The sequence below is a fragment of the Pedobacter sp. B4419 genome (assembly GCF_059693725.1).
In genome coordinates this window covers 1,179,192-1,197,712 of record NZ_JCASSL010000001.1, presented here as the reverse complement: position 1 = coordinate 1,197,712, position 18,521 = coordinate 1,179,192, and the positions used below count along the sequence as shown (strand labels likewise).

At 42.5% G+C, this 18,521-nt stretch carries 19 protein-coding genes and 1 tRNA gene; 4 read left to right on the top strand and 16 right to left on the bottom strand.

Going from position 1 to position 18,521, the window contains the following annotated elements:
- Positions 1-18: 18 nt before the first annotated feature.
- From AC570H_RS04830 to AC570H_RS04810, 5 genes are all read right to left on the bottom strand, one after another.
- Complete coding sequence (locus AC570H_RS04830) at positions 19-669, bottom strand: ankyrin repeat domain-containing protein (protein WP_497352266.1); 651 nt, start codon at positions 667-669, stop codon at positions 19-21.
- A 72-nt stretch (positions 670-741) separates the two neighbouring features.
- Positions 742-1,311 carry a Crp/Fnr family transcriptional regulator gene (locus AC570H_RS04825; protein ID WP_497352264.1) on the bottom strand — a complete coding sequence of 190 codons (570 nt, stop codon included), beginning with the start codon at positions 1,309-1,311 and terminating at the stop codon, positions 742-744.
- A gap of 69 nt (positions 1,312-1,380) precedes the next feature.
- Positions 1,381-2,052: a hypothetical protein gene (locus AC570H_RS04820; RefSeq protein WP_497352262.1), complete on the bottom strand. Its 672-nt coding sequence runs from the start codon at positions 2,050-2,052 to the stop codon at positions 1,381-1,383.
- Positions 2,053-2,179: 127 nt separating this feature from the next.
- Positions 2,180-2,512: a DUF6686 family protein gene (locus AC570H_RS04815; protein WP_497352260.1), complete on the bottom strand. Its 333-nt coding sequence runs from the start codon at positions 2,510-2,512 to the stop codon at positions 2,180-2,182.
- 58 nt (positions 2,513-2,570) lie between these two features.
- A complete protein-coding gene (locus tag AC570H_RS04810) occupies positions 2,571-2,888 on the bottom strand; it encodes a DUF6686 family protein (RefSeq protein WP_497352258.1) in 318 nt (105 codons plus the stop codon).
- 225 nt (positions 2,889-3,113) lie between these two features.
- Between AC570H_RS04810 and AC570H_RS04805 the strand changes: the two genes are divergently transcribed.
- From AC570H_RS04805 to AC570H_RS04795, 3 genes are all read left to right on the top strand, one after another.
- The gene (locus AC570H_RS04805) at positions 3,114-4,235 is read left to right on the top strand and encodes a redoxin domain-containing protein (protein ID WP_497352256.1); all 1,122 of its coding nucleotides are present in this window, start codon (positions 3,114-3,116) and stop codon (positions 4,233-4,235) included.
- Between the two features lie 75 nt (positions 4,236-4,310).
- A tRNA-Cys gene (locus AC570H_RS04800) sits at positions 4,311-4,381 on the top strand.
- Between the two features lie 17 nt (positions 4,382-4,398).
- Entirely contained in the window at positions 4,399-4,557 is a 159-nt protein-coding gene (locus AC570H_RS04795) for a hypothetical protein (protein WP_497352254.1), read from the top strand.
- Positions 4,558-4,559: 2 nt separating this feature from the next.
- Here AC570H_RS04795 and AC570H_RS04790 read toward each other — a convergent pair whose 3' ends face one another.
- The 5 genes from AC570H_RS04790 to AC570H_RS04770 form a co-directional block, all read right to left on the bottom strand.
- Positions 4,560-5,774, bottom strand: a complete 1,215-nt coding sequence (locus tag AC570H_RS04790) for a serine hydrolase domain-containing protein (RefSeq protein WP_497352252.1) — start codon at positions 5,772-5,774, stop codon at positions 4,560-4,562.
- A gap of 98 nt (positions 5,775-5,872) precedes the next feature.
- Positions 5,873-6,856 carry a hypothetical protein gene (locus AC570H_RS04785; RefSeq protein ID WP_497352250.1) on the bottom strand — a complete coding sequence of 328 codons (984 nt, stop codon included), beginning with the start codon at positions 6,854-6,856 and terminating at the stop codon, positions 5,873-5,875.
- Between the two features lie 9 nt (positions 6,857-6,865).
- Complete coding sequence (locus AC570H_RS04780) at positions 6,866-7,204, bottom strand: DUF3817 domain-containing protein (protein WP_497352248.1); 339 nt, start codon at positions 7,202-7,204, stop codon at positions 6,866-6,868.
- A 13-nt stretch (positions 7,205-7,217) separates the two neighbouring features.
- Entirely contained in the window at positions 7,218-7,637 is a 420-nt protein-coding gene (locus tag AC570H_RS04775) for a hypothetical protein (RefSeq protein WP_497352246.1), read from the bottom strand.
- 94 nt (positions 7,638-7,731) lie between these two features.
- Positions 7,732-8,316: a TetR/AcrR family transcriptional regulator gene (locus AC570H_RS04770; protein ID WP_497352244.1), complete on the bottom strand. Its 585-nt coding sequence runs from the start codon at positions 8,314-8,316 to the stop codon at positions 7,732-7,734.
- A gap of 189 nt (positions 8,317-8,505) precedes the next feature.
- Between AC570H_RS04770 and AC570H_RS04765 the strand changes: the two genes are divergently transcribed.
- Positions 8,506-10,602 carry an HRDC domain-containing protein gene (locus tag AC570H_RS04765; RefSeq protein WP_497352242.1) on the top strand — a complete coding sequence of 699 codons (2,097 nt, stop codon included), beginning with the start codon at positions 8,506-8,508 and terminating at the stop codon, positions 10,600-10,602.
- Between the two features lie 22 nt (positions 10,603-10,624).
- On the opposite strand, the gene AC570H_RS04760 is transcribed toward AC570H_RS04765, so the two are convergent.
- The 6 genes from AC570H_RS04760 to AC570H_RS04735 form a co-directional block, all read right to left on the bottom strand.
- The gene (locus AC570H_RS04760) at positions 10,625-10,849 is read right to left on the bottom strand and encodes a hypothetical protein (RefSeq protein WP_497352240.1); all 225 of its coding nucleotides are present in this window, start codon (positions 10,847-10,849) and stop codon (positions 10,625-10,627) included.
- Between the two features lie 83 nt (positions 10,850-10,932).
- On the bottom strand, positions 10,933-11,421 hold the full coding sequence (locus AC570H_RS04755) for a MarR family winged helix-turn-helix transcriptional regulator (protein WP_497352238.1): 489 nt from the start codon (positions 11,419-11,421) through the stop codon (positions 10,933-10,935).
- A 29-nt stretch (positions 11,422-11,450) separates the two neighbouring features.
- Entirely contained in the window at positions 11,451-13,901 is a 2,451-nt protein-coding gene (locus AC570H_RS04750) for a TonB-dependent receptor domain-containing protein (protein ID WP_497352236.1), read from the bottom strand.
- 579 nt (positions 13,902-14,480) lie between these two features.
- Entirely contained in the window at positions 14,481-16,640 is a 2,160-nt protein-coding gene (locus tag AC570H_RS04745; RefSeq protein ID WP_497352234.1) for a carboxy terminal-processing peptidase, read from the bottom strand.
- Positions 16,641-16,804: 164 nt separating this feature from the next.
- Entirely contained in the window at positions 16,805-17,464 is a 660-nt protein-coding gene (locus tag AC570H_RS04740) for a competence protein CoiA family protein (protein ID WP_497352232.1), read from the bottom strand.
- A 155-nt stretch (positions 17,465-17,619) separates the two neighbouring features.
- Complete coding sequence (locus AC570H_RS04735) at positions 17,620-18,507, bottom strand: PorP/SprF family type IX secretion system membrane protein (RefSeq protein WP_497352230.1); 888 nt, start codon at positions 18,505-18,507, stop codon at positions 17,620-17,622.
- Between the last annotated feature and the right edge of the window lie 14 nt (positions 18,508-18,521).

The window sequence follows — 18,521 nt, the reverse complement described above, 5'->3', positions numbered from 1 at the left end:
ACAATTTTGAGGAAAAGATTACTTCATGCGCCTAAATTCCATCAACAGCGCCCTTATTGCTACATCACTTTCATATAGCAGATCAAAAACCGTGTATCCGTTGCGGTTCGGAATAGTTTGATCTGCACCAGCTTCAAGGAGGAGCCTCACACATTCCAAGGTATCGTCTACATTTTCGGTTCCTCCATTCTTCAAGCCATGTATCGCCCAAAAAAGTGGTGTAGACTCAAAATCTGCACAAATCTTGTTGATGGCTGCACCTTCCTGAATTAATCTTTCGACAACTTTTGGCCTGCCACACCAGGCCGCCCAATGCAGAGCCGTACCGCCGCTACATCCCGCATGATGAATATTTGCTCCATGATCTATATACAGCAGTGCAAGCTGATCTGCATGTAAACTTGCCGCCGCAATAAGGGGCGTATCTTGTTTTTCGATCAGCTCGTTGCCATCAACATTTGCACCATGTGCCAAAAACAGCTTGGCCATTTCAACCGCTTCTTCTTCTGTAAATTTCCCTATAAACACGCCATCGCATATCCTGTGCAAAGGATGAGCTTTGGTGGTATTCACCTCATCGTATGGAATTCCTTCGTTGGCTAAATTTGGCTGGGCAGAAAGTTCCGCTTCAATTCCTTTGTAGTCTTTATCGTCGATAAGCTTTTTCATTTTTTGATCTTCTAATTTCGCGTCTAAATTCAGACAAATAATGCGGATTAAAAATTGATTGCAATCAAGAAATCATGTGAGCCTTGCCCTTACCCTACTCAATGTTTCGGGTGTCATTCCTAAATAAGAGGCCAGTTGATTTTGTGGAAAACGCAAGAGCCAGTCAGGATGTTTTGTCAAAAGCTCTTCGTAGCGCTCATCAGGGTTTTTGGTCTTTATGGCAAGCAGGTGTGCGGTCGAGATGGTCAAATCGGCCAACAATGTATGCAGCATTCGGAAACGGGGATGGTTCTCCATCAGCCAATGCATATTTCTGAGAGAAATCCTTGCCATCCGGGTGTCTTCAATGGCTTCGATAAAGTTTGTTGCAGGCTGTTGTTTCAGGAGGCTTTCGGAATCTGCAACCCAACTATTTTCGGTAAAAAAACTCAGCGTTAATTCCTTATCTTCCGATTTGGCATACATCCTTAAGCTACCGGTCATCACAAATGCGATCCCGTCAGAAATTTGGCCAGGCTTTAACAAGAGGCTCTTTTTGTCCAACTCTTTAAAAGTAAGCCGAGCTGTAAACTGGTTTAATTCATCTGCTGTAAAAGAATGGATCTTTAACAGCGCGCTCTTTATATTTGAAAGGTCTGTCATGCCGATTTAAATATAAAGGTATCAGAATCCCTGTTATTTACAATGCCTACGCCTCAAAGGGGTGCCGGACTAGTAATAGCGATCAAATTCTTCGTAGGTATGCCTGATTCTATCCAGCTTGCCGTTTTTGAAGTAGAGCCTTACTGTGGAGCGTCCCGATTTGGAAGGAGACTTCGTATCGGTAAAGAATGAGAAACCCCATTCATTATAATTGACCATGTTAGGATCAAAGGCTTTATCCAATGGCTTATCAGAAAGGGCAATTTTCCGGTCTTTGTATTGCGGATATTTATAAATAGCCACTAGCTTGTTATATATTGTATTTATTGGGTCGTTGTCATGAATGGCTATTTCATTGGGCACATCTTGTGGCCATTGGGCAGTTGCGTTAGGCAATGCACCTCCAACCTGAACCGACATTACCTTATCCTTGCCCAATTCAATAACCGTACGTTCGAGCACCCCCACTGTAGTTTCGATGCTGATGGCACGATAATAAACTAAACGATTGCCTAACTCTTCAGGCTTAGCAATGGTCTGCTGACCCACTATAGCTATATCAGAAAAGCTTTTTTCGGCGCCCAATTGTTGAAGATTGGCATAAACCTCAGCAAAGGAGCTGCCGATACGCAAATTCCATTTGCTGCCATAAGTTATGGTTTCCATCCTGGGCACCTCATTATCTTTTTTGCAAGAAAACAGAAATAGGCAAATAAAGGCGAGTATGAATAGTCTTTTCATTTTTGAGTTAATGGAGGATTACTATTCACTCTTACGATGGGCAGCAGCAAAACGCTACAAGAAATGATAAAATATTGCTGACAGGATTTTATTAACTGTTGACTGGACATCAACAGGAGAAGCTAAGCTAATCCCTACTGGAGCCATTGGTTAGGGCATACACTTCCTGCATAAAAATGGATTCGGTAATTGCTGTCTTAAACCATTCGAGTTCCTCTTCGGCAAAAGAAAAGCTGATATCGCTATTTGGCGTATGAAGTATGATTTTCTGGCTTCCGTCGGGAAATGGAACACAGCCCTCATTAAAGGAAAGATCTTCTACCTCTGCCTTAAAAACTTCGAACTCTTCGTGTTTAAAGCTCAACATCAGGTTATTGTGAAAAACATAAAATGCATTGCATTCTATGCATCCCATGATAATTGTTTGTCCCTTTTTACTTAATTCTCGAGTTAAGCACATATAATAAACCTGTTTAATGTTGTGAACTGTATTGATGTATTTTTATTAGACCAAACCTCTACTTTAATAAAGCATAGACGCTGGCCATGTGCAAAGCCTCTTCAATGGCTTCCTTAAACAGCGCTAATTCTTCCTCGTAAAAAGTAAAACAGATGGCCGTATCGGGCGTCCGGATAATGATTCTATCCTCACCATCGGGAAAAGTAATACAGCAATCCTCAAAAGAATGGCTGTTGATGACTTGCTGAAAATCCATAAAATCAGCTACACTAAAGTTCAACAACAGGTTGTTATGCCATAAATTGATCTCCTTGCAGTCAACACACTGGCTAACTATTGTACAGTCTTTGCAACTGAGTATTCTTGTTTTGCACATTTATTTACAGCAATCTTTTGGCTTTTCCTAGGTGAAATGATGACCTCCTTGCATCAAATCGATTGGGGCAAATCTATACTATTTAGAATAATTCTAAACAACAATCCAATTCTATGACATTTTCATTACAAATTGACAGTTCTAAAATTAAATCTATTAAATCTATAGATTATATATAATTTATTTATACATTTGTGATGTTGTTTATCCAAATCCCTTATTGACATGAAAAAACTACTTTTACTTTCGTTGCTTCCATTTACCGCTCTTGCACAGCAGCCTTTTAAAATTAATGGCACTGGCCTAAAATCGGGCGAAACCGTATACCTCTCCTACACCCAGGATCGCAAAGCAATCACAGATTCGGTGAAGGCAACTGCAGGTTCGTTTTCTTTTACGGGAAATATTGTTGAGCCTTTAAAGGCCACTATTTATACCAAGTCTGCAAGCAAAGGTGCTAAAAGAGATGTATTGCAGTTTTATATTGAACCTGCTACAATTAATTTGGCTGTGGCCGATTCGCTGAAATACACCAAGATTTCTGGTTCTCCAGTAAATGCAGATGATGCTACGCTAAAAGCATTGGGTAAAGAGGTACAGCAAGAAATTGCCAAGGTGGCCGCCGAATACAGCACTTTTACCGATGAACAAAAGAAAGACGAGAAGGTTTTGGACGCTTTCTATGAGCGCTATGCTCAGGCTTCAGAAAAATTATATCCAATTCAGTTGGCCTTTGCCAAAAGTCATCCCGATTCTTATTTGAGCATTGGTGCCCTAACCCCATTGGCGGCCAAAGAACAGTACTTAGATGATGCAGAGCAAACGTTTAATTCCCTTTCTCCAAAAATCAAGAATACCAAAGCAGGCCAAACGGCCAAAGGTATTTTTATTGCCGGACAAAAAACCAGAATCGGACTTCCAGCTATTGCCTTTACCCAAAATGATGTGAATGGCAAACCGGTAAGCCTCGACAGCTTTAAGGGCAAATATGTACTGATTGACTTTTGGGCTTCGTGGTGTGGCCCTTGCAGAAAAGAAAATCCTAATGTAGTAGCCGCCTTCCAGCAGTTTAAAGACAAGGGCTTTACCGTGCTGGGTGTATCTCTCGACAAGCCTGATGCATATGGTGCCTGGGTGAAAGCCATTGCTGATGATAAACTCGACTGGACACAGGTTTCTGACCTCAAATACTGGGATAACGAAGTGGCCAAAGCCTATGGCGTAAGGTCTATCCCTGCCAACTTTTTGATTGATCCGAATGGCAAAATTGTGGCCAAAGGACTAAGAGGAATTGCCTTGACTGCAAAACTTGCCCAATTGCTCAATACATCGGCTAAAGCCAAATAACGGAAAACTCTTAACTAACCTAAAACGAGCCAGGGATTTTCGATCCGATGCCCTGGCTTCATAAAAAACAAACATAGTCATGTGGCCGAGTGGCGAGGTGCAGGTCTGCAAAACCTTATACGGCGGTTCGAATCCGCCCATGACGTCAAAAATCGCTGTCAATATGTCTATTTACCTAGAATTTCCAACCATTGAGGACTATCCAGATTTTCCGGATCCAAAGGCAATAGCATTTATGCAACCAAGTGAAGAAGATCTGCTTTTGCAGGCTCGTCAGGAACAACAATTGCTACAGGATTTCTTGATCCTGCGGATGGTTTAGCACTAGTTCTTATAAGAAACATAGCCTTGCCACTTCCAGGGGATGCAGGTATCGCCTAGCAAGGTTTCTAAGAGTTCCCGAAATATTTTTTCGCCGTTTTCACTATTTGTCATGATAATGATTGAGGTGCCTTTGTCGGCAAAATTGATATTGTAATTTCTCCACGAACCTCCGTTCCCCTCTTTAAAAAATGCTTTTCCATATGGGCAATCCAGTAAGCCCCAGCCAAGTCCATACGATAAGTGGATAGCGTCGTTTTCGGTTGTGGTTTCGGTAGTAATGGGCGGAAATTGGGTTTTAGAATGAATGGCAATTTGTGGCGAGAGCATCTCCTCGTACCTTTTTTTACTCAACCCCTTGAGCTGCATCACATTTTCAATAAACTTGGTATAATCTGCAATGGTGGTCACCAATGAGCCTCCAGCAACAGGCTTCGTACGCTTTGCCTTGAGGTCTATCTCGCCATTGTTGAGGTGGCCAACAGCCACATTGCCGTCGCCAAAGGAATCGTGCCAAGTAAAACCCGTTCTTGTCATCCCCAAGGGCTTGAATATTTTTTCCTGCGCCAATTCCTCTATATTTTTATTGGTGATTTCTTCTACCACCAGCTGTAAAAGCTTAAACCCCTCACCCGAATAGGCATATTTGCTTCCCGGGGTAAAATAGATCTTGATTACTCCAAGCGAATCAAATACTGGCGCCTGCTCCGTAGGATTAAACCATCTTACATTGGGCAGTCCGGTGGTGTGGCTTAGGCACATTCTCGCCGTCATCAATTTCCAACGGTCATCGTTCTTCAGGTCTGCAAAATACTCGTAATCAGGGATTGGCTTTTTGAGGTACTGGCAAAGTGGCTTGTCTAAATCGATTACTTTTTCTTCCACCAATTTCATCATCAGGTAACCAAAAACAGCTTTGCTGAAAGAGGCCCCATACACAATTGTCGAAGTATCTAACAAGGTGTTTTGAGGTTTGTTTTTAAAACCATACGACTTCACGAATACAGCTTTGTTGTTATTCAGGACAGCCAGGTTTAAGCCTTGGACATTGGCAACATCCATCAGCTTTTTTATCTTGTTGTCAATTTCGTTAACAGGTATTTTGCTGCCATCCAACTTTTGGATGGTGATTACTTGCGCTACAGCAGCAGATGCAAAAAGAAGAAACCACACCAGAAAAATGGTTTGATAAAGAAGAATACGCTTCAAGTTTTTCATATTAGGTAATTTTTTGTTACCCAAATATCCATACAATCAATCACTTATACCACGACTCTTACCCGACTGTTACCTGACACTTTCATCGATATTATAAACTAACGCAGGTTTTCAATGTATTTTTTGACCAACTCCAAGCCTTCCCTATCAATTACGGTTGTACCTAGCTTGGGCATATGGTATTGGCCCATTTCGCTCATCCTTGCCAAAATATTTGTTTTGTTGAAATTAATGCCTGTGTGCTCCAGCTTGGTCTGGTACTCCAAATTAATGGTGGTATGACTTGCCATTCCTTCGGCACGGTGACAATGTGCGCAGTTGATATCCATATAGGCTCTTGCCCGCTGTTCAAGAGAAAAACGTTTATCCTGATCATTAGGCAGTTGTCCAAGCGTATGTATGTCAGTCGGTTTTACCAATCCAATATCCATCAGGTAAACCAATTGGTTTAACTTTTCCCCATTTCTTTCTACCGTTTTGTTCAGGTTTATTGCTTTTGGACCTATCGGAATGAGCTCATCGCCAGAACGGTGACAGCTCCCGCACTCGGTGTTGCTGGGGATATGGTAGGCCAGCTGTTCTGGCTTGTCTTCTGTATTCGTAAATTCAACCGGAACAGTAGCACCTTCGGTAATCAAAAAAGCTTCTTTCTGTTCGATATTCCATTTGTAAGTGGCCACATTCCATTTATTGTTACTCAAAAGCAACAGCCTGGTCTCGATAATTCTTCGTCCTTTGGTTTTGGCATCAGGGTAAAAAAAGGTCTTCGCCAATAATGTACCTTCTGGAAAAACAGGCAGGCCATTTCCATTTAGGACAAGCTTTTTGCCCTTTGGCAATTTTAGTAACCGTTGCTTTGCAGCGTAATCTGTAAACAATGTGGAAGAAAGTTCATAAAGCGCTATTCCTTTTGCCGGCTCTAGTGCATTGAGCTTCCTCTGAAAAAGTTGATAGGAAGAAAGACGCTTTTGAAAAATAACCTGATTTTTAATATCGGCGTTATTCCGGTTGTTGCAAGAAAGTACATACACCACAGGCGTGACAAGAACCGAAAGAATAAGCATGTATTTTTTTAATTTCATGCCCAACCGTTAATCCAATGGTTCATTTTGGCCTTTAAACTGCATAGCTATTGGAAGAAGAATCCGCTTATCGATATAAAAAGTACCAAAGGGAATGATACAAGCCAGCAGTACTTTCCAAGTAATCTTTGAAAACCCCCAACGATAAGAAATGGCTACGCTTAGCGTGATGAAAACAAAAAGGCAGAAAAGGAGGCCATGGATCGGGCCCATCAGCTTCACCAAATTGGGATCTTTAAAAAAATATTTGAGCGGAACCGCAATAAATACGAGCACCAAGAGTGAAATTCCTTCGAGAAAACCGATGATGCGCAACCTTCCGATTGGCGTTTTGAAAAGAGCTAACATAAAATTGAATGGGTTAAAATGTTCTTAAAAATGGACGACTGGACAAGGGCGAAAAAGGCCATGGAATAGCAATCAAAATCACAAAAAGTGCAATTGAAAACCAAAGCAGCATCGTAGCGAATTTTTGTTTATCGGCAACCACGCGTTTTGCCCTTGCGGAACCGATGGTAAGGAGTACTACGGAGATGGCCATGAGCGAAATATGGATATACCTGAAAAACAGCTGTTCATCCACCAGCAAGTGAGGATCGGTAAAAGCAGCTTTGAATTTCACTACCGGACTGATCATGTATAAGCTGAGGCCCAATAGCAACTGGATATGCGAAATGGTAGCTGTGAGATGTCTGATCAGGTTATCATGTGGCGTAAAGGCCTTGGATTGCAGGTAACCTCTTGCAGAGCGATAGATTGCATAGACTAGGAAGAACAACACAAGCCATCGGTTAATTGAATGTAGGGTTAGTAGAATTTGATGCATGGTTTAAAATATAAAACATACTAATTAGTATGTTATTGGTCAAAAAAAATCAGAGTGTCAACAAATAGCTTTTAAGTCCTTTTAGATACGTTTTATAACTGCTTCGGCCAAGTACTTTCCCCATATTCCTTACCCCTGCATATCCAGCCTGGATCACAATGGCCACCTCTTGGGCAACAACTGAGGTGCTGATTTTACCGGCCGATTTGCCCTTCTCTATCGAAAGTACAATAGCCTGTTGCCATTGGAGCACCAAGGTTGAAAGTGCCTTTTTGAAAGTATCGTTAAGTGGCGACATTTCCTCTATCAAATTGATGGCAGGACATCCGTAGGCTACATTAAAAAATTGCTCATCCATAAGGAGCATTTCCATCATTTGATAAAGGTCTTGAACAGGATCTGAACCTTTTTCCAATGGGCCAATCAACGTATTATGCATTCCAGGGTACAAAACATCCTTGATCAAACTTATTCCCATCTCCTCCTTATTCTTGAAATGATAGAAAAAAGCCCCCTTGGTTACTTGTGTAGTGGCGATGATTTCGTCGATACTGGTAGACTGATAACCTTTTTTGTAGATCAGCTCGAATGACTTGTTCAAAATCATCGTACGGGTTTCTTGTGCCTTTGTCATTTACATACTAACTAGTATGCTGGCAAACATAAGACTAATCGCCAGCAGAAATTTAATGGTTATGTCATTTTTAAATTTCCTCAATTTTGTTAAAACAGCCTTGTTGAAAAGTAAAACACCATAACAAGCCGGCCAAACTGTAAATTTGTATTCCTCAACATACCAAAATTTTTAGCTGCCGAACTTATAATGAACCTGGATCCCCTGCATGAACTGATTATCGATTTTATCGAAAAAACCAATAGACCAATCTTCATGACGGGAAAAGCTGGAACTGGAAAAACTACGTTTTTGCGCTACATCAGGTCGAACACCAAAAAGAACCTCGCCGTTGTAGCTCCTACCGCTGTGGCAGCCATCAACGCAGGTGGCGTAACTATCCACTCTTTTTTTCAGGTTCCTTTCGGCCCGATTGTACCAGTACCTCATGCCCAAGCCTTTTCCGAATTCTCAGGCAAAAGCCTTGGACCTGAAAAGGCAAAACTTATTAAATGCCTCGATCTGCTCATCATTGATGAGATCAGTATGGTGCGGGCAGATACGATGGATTATATCGATAGGGTGTTGAGGTTTGTTAAAGGAAGCGATCGCCCTTTTGGTGGCGTACAACTGTTGATGATCGGCGATCTTTATCAGCTTCCTCCCGTTTTTCAGAACGATTGGCACCTGCTTGGGAGGTTTTACAAAGGTCCTTATTTCTTCGACAGCCTGATTTTCAGGGAATATCCCCTACTGACTTTTGAGCTGGAAAAAGTGCATAGGCAAAGCGACCCCACCTTTATTGAAATACTGAACGAAATCAGGAATGGATCCATTAGCGAAACCCTCCTCGAAACGCTCAATAAACATTATCAGGCCAACCCTGAAAATGGAATATTAGCCGATCATGTTACCCTCACAACCCATAACCACTTGGTTAAAAAGATCAACGAGGAAATGCTCGGCCAACTTCCTGGCGAAAGCCATCGCTTTATGGCAAAGGTAACTGGAGAATTTCCAAAGGAGGCTTTTCCTGCCGAAGAAGAACTGATACTCAAAACCGGTGCGATGGTAATGTTTATCAAAAACGACAGTTCAGGGAAGAAACAGTTTTATAACGGCAGGACTGCGAAGGTAGACAGCATTAATGGAGAAATGATCAGATTGACCTTTCTTGACGATGGTTCAGCCTTTGAAGCCACTCAAGAAATATGGGAAAACACAAAATATGCTTTGTCAGAAACCGAACAAAAGGTAACGCAGACCAATGCGGGTTCTTTTATGCAATTTCCACTTCGACTGGCCTGGGCAATCACAATCCACAAAAGCCAGGGCCTTACTTTTGACAAAGCAGTAATTGATGTTGGCGGCGCTTTTGCCCACGGCCAGGCCTATGTAGCGCTCAGCCGTTGCCGCAATTTAGATGGATTGGTGCTCAAGGAAAAAGTAGACAGCAAGAATATCATTACCGATCCATCGGTAGCCACATTTATGAAAAAGGCACAAGAACAGTTTCCAAACCGGGATACACTGGAAGATTCGACACTGGCTATTGAAATGGAAACCTTGATAGAGGGTTTTGATTTTTCTCCAATCGCCAATGCCTGGACACATCTACAAGCTGTATTATTAGAATTGTTTCCAGCCGAAACATTAATCAAGGAGAAGGTCGCCATAACACAACAGTTGGTAGAAAAAAAGATTGGTCCCATTGGCGAGCGCTTTATTCGCCAAGAACTTAAAACAGTTCAAGGAACGCAAATTTTAGCAAACCTAAAAGAGCGTTTGGCAAAGGCTGCCCACTATTTCCTCCCAAATCTCACAGCACTACACCAACATGTAATCGACCTGCACCAATTGGCTACAGGCGCTCCTTATCACACCGACTATTTTCCTACCCTCAACCTGCTCTTGGAACTGTTGGAGGGCAAAATCGAAGTATTCAATATGTTGCCTAACCTCACAAATGCAGCTGAAATTGCGAAGGCGATGAAAAATGCGGCGATCAATTACAAAGCACTCGACGGCTGGAAGCAAAAACAAACAGCGAACGAAATAAAAATCGAAAATCCGGCACTACATGCCGAACTATTGGAATGGCGAAAAAAGACAGCCGAAACCAAGAAATCATTAGGCTACCATATCATTTCTGATCAGGCGATGGCCGATATTTCGGCAAAACTGCCAAGAACGCTCACACAATTGGCAAAGATCAAAAATGTTGGCGAGGGAAAAACGGCTGAATATGGCGAACAGATTTTGAGGCTGATCCGTCAACATTTGGGCGAGGGCGAGCTTTTATTTTAGGTTTTCATCAATAAATGCATACTTAAAGCGTAGATTTCCCCAGCTCATGTTCGGTGATCAACTCACCAATCTGTGTTGCAAATCCCTGCTCCAATCCATCTTTTGCTTTCCACTCAATACCAAGCGTCCCTGGATCTGGATATATTGTTCCTATCTTTTGATTTCCTTCCAAAACAAGGAAAGTCCTATTGCTCTGCGGTACTATGGTATAAGCTATACCTAGCAACTGTACTTCAAACTGTTCCATGATACCCTTTTCTTTGCAATAGAACACTCGCCAATTCGATTTGTTTTAGTAGAGGGCCATGCTCAGCTTACATAGAAATCTTTTTAAGGCTTTTGCTGTAAAATGTCAAGTTTGATCCTTTGATACATGCTCTGCTGGTCTAAAGCCTGTTCCAATTCCGTTAAAACAGATAGGATGTTCGCACTGGCACTTTCAATCCACTTTTTGTTTTCCGCTTTAATGCTGGCGAGGATAGGCTCAATCTGTACCAAGGTCTTTTTGCCCATAGCAGTTAGGGAGACCATTCTTTTCCGGCCGTCTTTTTTATCGGTAACCGTTTTGATAAGGTTTTTCTGCGTCAGTTCCTGTACAAACTGGATAATTGCCGGATGGCTGAGTTGCAAAGAATCGGCAATCTCAGTAATGGCCATTACCTTCTCCTTTCGCAAAAGCGACAAGATCAGGAACCATTTGGCCTCGAAATCAACATCCGATTCTTTGTATATTTTACTGACGTCGGCCGAAAGGCGCTCGCTTAATCTTTTTAAGCGAGTTGCCAATGCCAGTTCTCCCAATTCGTGTATCAGATCCATAGGTCTAAGTTAGAAAAATTAGGCCAAAATTAACCCGCTCTCCTCTTCTCTTCATCGGCTGCGCCTACTCTTCTCGAACTTGAAACCTGTGCGCCACCAAAACGATAGCTAAAGCTCAACGTGCCTACCCTGGTATCCCTGCTTTGGTAAAATTGCTCGCTATAGCCTGTAAGCTTGGTATACGCATCGGTTTTTGTGGTATAGAACACATCGCTCACGCTTAGTTTCAGCGATGCCCTTTTGTCTAACAGTTGTTGCTGCAAGCCTAAGGCCAAGCCCCAGTTACCTTTTATATCCAAAAAGCCATAATAAGACCTGCTCTGGTAATTAAAAATAGCTTCGGCGCTTGTAGCAGGACCGATCTTGATGTTATTACTGGAAGTGAAATTATAGCTCACCCTGCTCACGTCCAGGTCTGTATTCACCAAGTTCCCCCTGTACAATCCATAATAAGCCAAAGCGTTATTGGTGCTGTTCAGCCATTTGCCCACCTTAATCGGGAAGCTAAAGCTCAGGCTGTAATAATCGAACTTAGCCAGGTTCCTATTGGTTTGGATCACCGAATTCGCATCTACGTTATCCGGAGATAATACGCTCAAAATATTGTCTGTTGTTCTGCTATAACCTAATTTAGTCATGTATTTTTGACGATAGGTATGCGTGAGTTCGAATGAATTGGTGAGCTCAGGCTTAAGGTAAGGATTGCCTGTAGAATAGGTAAGCGGATCTAGGAAGTTTTTAAAGGGGTTCAGCTGTCGATAAGACGGCCTGTTGATTCGCCTGCTCAACGAAACACCCAAATCGCTGTTTTCTGTAAATTTATACCCTACGTAGCCACTTGGAAACAGTTGCGTATAGTTTCGTTCAAACGTTGTATTGTCGGTGAGCTGCTGTCCACTGGCATTCGTATTCTCTAGCCTTAGCCCCAATTGCAAACTGAACTTTTTCCATGACCTAGACGCATTCAGATAGGCCGCATTGATATTTTCATCATAAATAAAATGGTTGCTTTTGCCGGTTTCCAATACCGAAGTACCGTTGCTTTCGTCAAAAAACTTGATGTCGTTATCCGTTTTCACCCAGCTGCTCTTCAGGCCCATCTCTACTTTTGTTTTTAGCGGTTTAATCTGTTGCTGGTAATCGACCTTAAAGGATTTGATATCCAATTTGCCACCCAAATCGCCTTTTAACAAATAAGGATTTCTGTTTGGGCTGCCATCGGCATTAAAATAACTGGTGGTGTAGCGCTGGATTTCATCCGAACCAAAACTGGCATAGTCGAAATCGGCAGAGAGCTCCCTGCCCGAAGTATCCAGCGTATGCCTGTAATTAAGGTTGATGCTGTTGTTGTTCCTCACCGGCGTATTGGCCGCCACCGTATTAAAAGAACCGGTTTGCTGCGAAGCACCATTGTACGATTTGGCCCTGCTATCAGAACTGACATCGCCCCTGCTGTAAATGCCGTTTGCTGCAAAGCCGATGACAATGTTTTTATTAATGTAAAAATCGCTTCCGATCCTTGCGTTGTGGTTGTTGAAGAGGAATTTGAAATAATTGTTGTAATTGTTGCTGCCCGTGAGCTGGTCGCTGGCCGAATAAAAATTCCTGAAAATGTCTAATCCGTTAAAGTTCTGGTTGTGGCCATAATTGTACGAACCGAAAACATTCATAATTTTTGTTCTATGGTTAAAGTTCAGCGAAGGATTGAGCTTGCTATACTTGCCCTGTCCGAAACTGAGCGTTGCGTTCGCATTCGTCCCATTATTGTTTCCTTTTTTCAGCCTGATATCGATGATTCCCGCATTACCGGCCGCATCGTATTTGGCTGATGGATTGGTGACCAGGTCTATTTTTTCGATCTGCGCTGCCGACATGCTCTTCAGCATGTTGGCAAGGTCCTGTCCAGACATGGGTACGAATTTGCCATCGATCATCACTAATACGCCCTGTTTGCCCCGCATGGCGATATTGTCATTTTGGTCGAGCGTAATGCCAGGAGCTTTTGCCAATACTTCCAATGCATTGCTGCCCACTGCAGAAATCGAGCTTGACACGTTCAATACGGTTTTATCGTATTGTTGCTGGATAAAGGGCTTTGTTGTGCTTACCACCACTTCCTTTAGGTTTGTAGCTGTAGCCTTAAGGTCAATTTTGCCCAGATCGATATTTTGGATCAATGCAATTGGCGCGGATTGGTATTTTTCAAAGCTCATGCTTTGGGTAATCAGCAAATAATTGCCTTGCGGAATCTTGTCAAAGGCAAAACTGCCATCTGTTGCTGCAATTTCAAGTTTCACCAACGCCTTGCTGTCGGCATTTAAAAGGTGGATGCTCAATCCTTCTATCTTTGCCTGCCCATTGGCAACAAAATTTCCTTTGAGGTTAAAGAATTGCCTTTCTTGTGCACTGGATAAATTTACGTAAGTACTTACATAAATAAATAACACAAAGTAAATCGATAGTATTTTCTTGGTCTTCATCAAACGAGATTAATGGTTTATCAAACATTAGACGCAAAAAGTTAATTAATGTTTCATTGACGCATTATAAAATTATCCAAAACAATTAGGGAAAATTGTTAAAAAATGTTAAATATGTAATTACTTACATAATATATTTCATAAAGAGTAGTATTGCTCTGGATTGAAGGAAGCTTTGGAAACCATTCCCTTTTTAGCTGCTTCAATCACTAATTCGTTGCCATGAGTAATGTTTTTATTTGTGGGCATCCCCTTTAGCCCTGATCTCGACTTTCCATCGTTATAGTGAAATGCTGACCTGTTGCCTGAATGTTAAGGCTGATGCGAAGTTTGTTCCCATGGATTTCGAGCAAGCCATACCAACTTCCGGTAAGATCTTGGGCATATCAAAAAATGGTGAGACGTAGCGCCATCGCAACTAGTAGAATTTTCTTCCTAACGATTTTGACAAGCCCAAATATAGCCCATCCGAAAAGCAAACACCATGGTAATTATGTCGAATGCCCATATAAGTGAGCAATGGCAACTTTCTAAATGTGTCCCTTCATTCAAATAGGCAGAAGGATTTCAATCGAAAATTTATGCCTTTCTGCTTGATGGCATAAGCCCCATAAAATCGGCCATTACTTTTATCGACTCGTCTTCAATAAAGTCAAAGGCATCATCCTTTGTTGATTTTTCGCCTTTTTTGAGTACCGGCAGTCCTCTATAAGCCCTCAATTCGTTTCTCTTCGCAAAATTTTCTGCCTCTTGCTGCTCACGCTCTTTTTTGATTTTCGCTTCGTTTAAAGTAACCGAGCGTTCATTCTCTTCCTTTTTAGTTGCAGCCAGGTTTTGCTCAAATAATTTAAAATAAAGAGATTGAGCCATACGTTTTTCGCTTCTTTTGGCCAGTTCGGCCTTTACGGTATTAAGATTGGCAAAGGGTTGAAATCTAGCACCGTTGATGACATCCCATGACAAAGCCGAAGGTTCGCTGCTTTCGCCTACCTTATCTAGCTGGTAACGTGAAGGAAAGACGATATCTGGACTTACCCCTTTATGCTGTGTACTGCTTCCGGTAATGCGATAGTATTTATCCATGGTGAGGTTGAGCTGCCCTAAATTCACTTCTACAGGATTGGTGGCTTTATCTCTGGTCGTATCGTTTTCATTAATCAAGGCGGCCATTTTTCTCAATACTTCCGGATTGACTAACCTGTTTAAGTCAATTACCGATTGAACGGTTCCCTTACCATAAGTTTGGCTTCCCATCAGAATGCCACGTCCATAATCTTGGATCACTCCAGCAAAAATTTCTGAAGACGAAGCACTTGAACGATCTACGATCAGTCCCAACGGCCCAGTCCATGCCAGTTCGCCTCCGCTTAGGGAATCGATCCTGGTTTTTTCGTTTAAGTTTTTTACCTGCACTATTGGGCCTTTGTCTATGAACAACCCTGCCAAAGAAACGGCCTCCAACAATGCTCCTCCACCGTTTCCGCGCAAATCCATGATGATGCCATCTACTTTATCCAGGTTTTTCAGCGTATCTATAAGCAGTTTCACATCGCGGGTGGTACTTTTAAAGTTCTTATCGCCAGCTTGTGCCGCTTCAAAATCAAGGTAAAATGCAGGTACATAAATGACACCAACTTTATAATCCTTGCCATTGCTGCTTATGGTTTTGACACTTTTCTGTGCAGATTGCGCCTCCTGAACTATTTTATCGCGAACCAATTCAATTACTTCGGGCTCAGAAGACAGTTCTTTGCCATCTGGAATCACTTTTAAACGAACTTTTGTTCCTTTGGCACCCTTGATTTTCGAAATGCTGATATCCGATCGCCAACCCACAATGCTCACAAATGGGGCATCTCCCTGTGCTACGGCTACTATCCGATCGCCGGGATTCAGTTGTTTGCCTTTAGCTGCCGGACCTCCCGGAACAATGCTTACAATTTTAAGCACTTCATTTTCGGTTGTTAAAATAGCACCTATCCCCACAATGGAGCGCGACATTTCTTCATTGAAACTGGCTGCATTTAAGGCATTAAAGTAATTCGTATGCGGATCTAGCGAAGCGGTGAAGGCATCCATTATCATTTGGAAAACATCTTGGCTATTGATCTCCCCTACCTGTTTTTTGAGATCCTGGTAATTTTTGCTAACGGTTTCGATCGTTTTGGCAGGTGCCAAACCCGAAAGCTTAAGGTTAATGAGTTCATAGGCAATTCTTCTCTTCCAAGTATCGTTGAGTGCTGTAGTAGAGGCTGGCCATGGCAGTTTCGACCTGTCATAAACGTACTTGTCATTTGCTCCGAATTTCATCTCGGCTTTAGACTGAACAATCGCATAATCCAGACGTTCATTAAGTCTTTTCGCATAAACATTGTAAATGTAGAATGGAGCGCTTAAATCGCCGTTCTTAAAGTCGTCATCCAGTTCGTACCTGTATTTTTCAAAAGCCTTGACATCTGAAGCCAGAAAATAGTTTTTTCCTTGGTCCAAATAATCAATGTATCGGTTAAGGATAATAGAAGAAATGGAATCGTTGATCTTGATTTTCTTGTAGTTGTAGCTTTCGATCAGTCCAACTACTTCTTTCATTGCAAATTGTTGTTGCAAATCGGGTTTGATGTTCTTTATTCCTTCAACTATGGGTTGTACTTTTGGGGTCGCTTTACAGGCGAATACCGCTCCAATAAAAAATACAAACGACAACCTTCCTAACATATGCTTAAATAATTTAAATTTCATTTCTAATTTGATCATATCCTGCTCAATTCTGGGGCTGTTCTTTCATTTCGAAACAGGAAACATTCCTTCCAAAACAAAAAAATCCCTCAATTGATGTAAGGGACTAATTTAATCAAAAATTCTGCATTTGTATTTGATGGAGGCTTCTAATTATCTTTTTAGTTTCAGGGCTTTAGGGCTGTGTAACGTGCAACAAAGTCTTTTCTGGGGATCATGTGCAAGTAGGCATAATCTCCATTAAGCTGTGGGCGCTGTTTGAGCTGATAAAGGAAGTAGCCACCCATATCAATTATAATCGGGCATTTGGCTTCGTACCAAACCCGGTGCGGGTGTGTCCAGCGAAAAGAATAATAGTGCGAAGTGATCGGAATGTGGCGCAATTCTGGATGATGAAAAGTCATTGGCCTAGGCTTAAAAAGACCCATCAGTACCTCACTCCTCCTCACCATGGTCAAATTTGAAGTATGGGTAAATTCAAAATCAGCAAGCCTGCTATCGTCTACATCTGGCAAATGCTTTAAAATGCTAAACCCCTTGAACTTTGCCCCATTCACCACCCAAATCAGGTTCGGATAAAAGGCTTCCCTGCTTCTCAGTTCCTCTATAGTAATCGGCGAGTTTTGAAATTCGATTGCAGTACCGCAATGCGTAAAAACATCTGCTCTGTGGTAATAGCCTGCTGTACGATTGAGAAAGGTTTTTTCTCGACAATCAAGCGGAAAAGCTTTTTTCCAGTTGCTATGCCAAGGCGTTTCACCGGGATAGCTGCGCAACAGCTTCCCTGCATCGTTTGCCTCAATAATTATGGGTTCGTACTGCTCCATCTATTTATCAAAAATAGGATTTAGGCTCCAAATCACCGAGTGGCACAACTTTTTGTTGAGTTATTTTTAGCAGGCCAAAAAGCTAGGCTGTAATCATTGCGCATAAAAAAGGCAGCAATTTCTGATTGCTGCCTTTCTATTCTAAATGCTGATGGCTACCTGTTGTTTCCGAATTTCACCCTCAGGTACACCTCAAAGCTTCCGTTGGTATAGCTGTTCAGTTCGGAGGTGCTCGAGGTATAGAGCCCGCTGATCAGGTACTTCTTCTTGTAGTCCATGCCAAAGCCTAAGGTGGCGTTCTTGGTGCTGTGGTACATTGCCGACATCAGCACCTGCTGGTCGAACAGGGAGAACTGCCCGCCTGCATCCCAAATATTGTCGTAGCCAGACACCACCCTGTAGGCCACCAATGGCTCTACCAGACCGCTGTTCGATGCAGTTCCCAATGGGATTTTGTAGCTCACTGCCGAATAGAACCTTGCCACGTCGGCGTATTTGGTATCGTCGCGCTTAAAAAGCTTGTTCAGGTTTGGCAATGCCGCGTTAACGGTTAGCCCATTGCTGGTATAGGCAGCGCCGAAATCGCCGTCGATATAGGTTTCTCGGTCGTTGTACTGGCCTACCAGCACATCGTTCGGGTTTCCCTTGATATCCGAATTACTTAAGCGCTGATTGGCAAAACCCAATGAAACCCCAAAACTCAACTTATTGGTTTCGCTTAAAGGCAGGTGGTAGGCAAAACTGCCCAGTACCCTGGTTTGGCGCTGCAGACCCGCTTTATCATTCACCACGTTTAAGCCAATGCCCACCTTGTTAAAGCCATGGTCTGCGGTAATGGCCTGTGTAACCGGCGCGCCGGGAATGTTGTTATAAAGGCTACGGTAGCCCAGGTTGAGGCTGGTTCCGTGTTCAATTCCGGCAAAGGCCGGATTGAGCTGGTAACGGTTATTGAAATACTGCGACGACAACGGGTCGAGCTGCGCCTTGGCCGCCAGCGACGAGGCGACGATGCCTGCCAGGGCCAAAATCTTGTATATCTTCATTTGATGCAATTTGT

Excerpts from the sequence above, each read along its gene's own strand:
- AC570H_RS04830 (WP_497352266.1), bottom strand. The coding sequence starts at position 669 with ATGAAAAAGCTTATCGACGATAAAGACTACAAAGGAATTGAAGCGGAA.
- AC570H_RS04825 (WP_497352264.1), bottom strand. The coding sequence starts at position 1,311 with ATGACAGACCTTTCAAATATAAAGAGCGCGCTGTTAAAGATCCATTCT.
- AC570H_RS04820 (WP_497352262.1), bottom strand. The coding sequence starts at position 2,052 with ATGAAAAGACTATTCATACTCGCCTTTATTTGCCTATTTCTGTTTTCT.
- AC570H_RS04815 (WP_497352260.1), bottom strand. The coding sequence starts at position 2,512 with ATGTGCTTAACTCGAGAATTAAGTAAAAAGGGACAAACAATTATCATG.
- AC570H_RS04810 (WP_497352258.1), bottom strand. The coding sequence starts at position 2,888 with ATGTGCAAAACAAGAATACTCAGTTGCAAAGACTGTACAATAGTTAGC.
- AC570H_RS04805 (WP_497352256.1), top strand. The coding sequence starts at position 3,114 with ATGAAAAAACTACTTTTACTTTCGTTGCTTCCATTTACCGCTCTTGCA.
- AC570H_RS04795 (WP_497352254.1), top strand. The coding sequence starts at position 4,399 with ATGTCTATTTACCTAGAATTTCCAACCATTGAGGACTATCCAGATTTT.
- AC570H_RS04790 (WP_497352252.1), bottom strand. The coding sequence starts at position 5,774 with ATGAAAAACTTGAAGCGTATTCTTCTTTATCAAACCATTTTTCTGGTG.
- AC570H_RS04785 (WP_497352250.1), bottom strand. The coding sequence starts at position 6,856 with ATGAAATTAAAAAAATACATGCTTATTCTTTCGGTTCTTGTCACGCCT.
- AC570H_RS04780 (WP_497352248.1), bottom strand. The coding sequence starts at position 7,204 with ATGTTAGCTCTTTTCAAAACGCCAATCGGAAGGTTGCGCATCATCGGT.
- AC570H_RS04770 (WP_497352244.1), bottom strand. The coding sequence starts at position 8,316 with ATGACAAAGGCACAAGAAACCCGTACGATGATTTTGAACAAGTCATTC.
- AC570H_RS04765 (WP_497352242.1), top strand. The coding sequence starts at position 8,506 with ATGAACCTGGATCCCCTGCATGAACTGATTATCGATTTTATCGAAAAA.
- AC570H_RS04760 (WP_497352240.1), bottom strand. The coding sequence starts at position 10,849 with ATGGAACAGTTTGAAGTACAGTTGCTAGGTATAGCTTATACCATAGTA.
- AC570H_RS04755 (WP_497352238.1), bottom strand. The coding sequence starts at position 11,421 with ATGGATCTGATACACGAATTGGGAGAACTGGCATTGGCAACTCGCTTA.
- AC570H_RS04750 (WP_497352236.1), bottom strand. The coding sequence starts at position 13,901 with ATGAAGACCAAGAAAATACTATCGATTTACTTTGTGTTATTTATTTAT.
- AC570H_RS04745 (WP_497352234.1), bottom strand. The coding sequence starts at position 16,640 with ATGAAATTTAAATTATTTAAGCATATGTTAGGAAGGTTGTCGTTTGTA.
- AC570H_RS04740 (WP_497352232.1), bottom strand. The coding sequence starts at position 17,464 with ATGGAGCAGTACGAACCCATAATTATTGAGGCAAACGATGCAGGGAAG.
- AC570H_RS04735 (WP_497352230.1), bottom strand. The coding sequence starts at position 18,507 with ATGAAGATATACAAGATTTTGGCCCTGGCAGGCATCGTCGCCTCGTCG.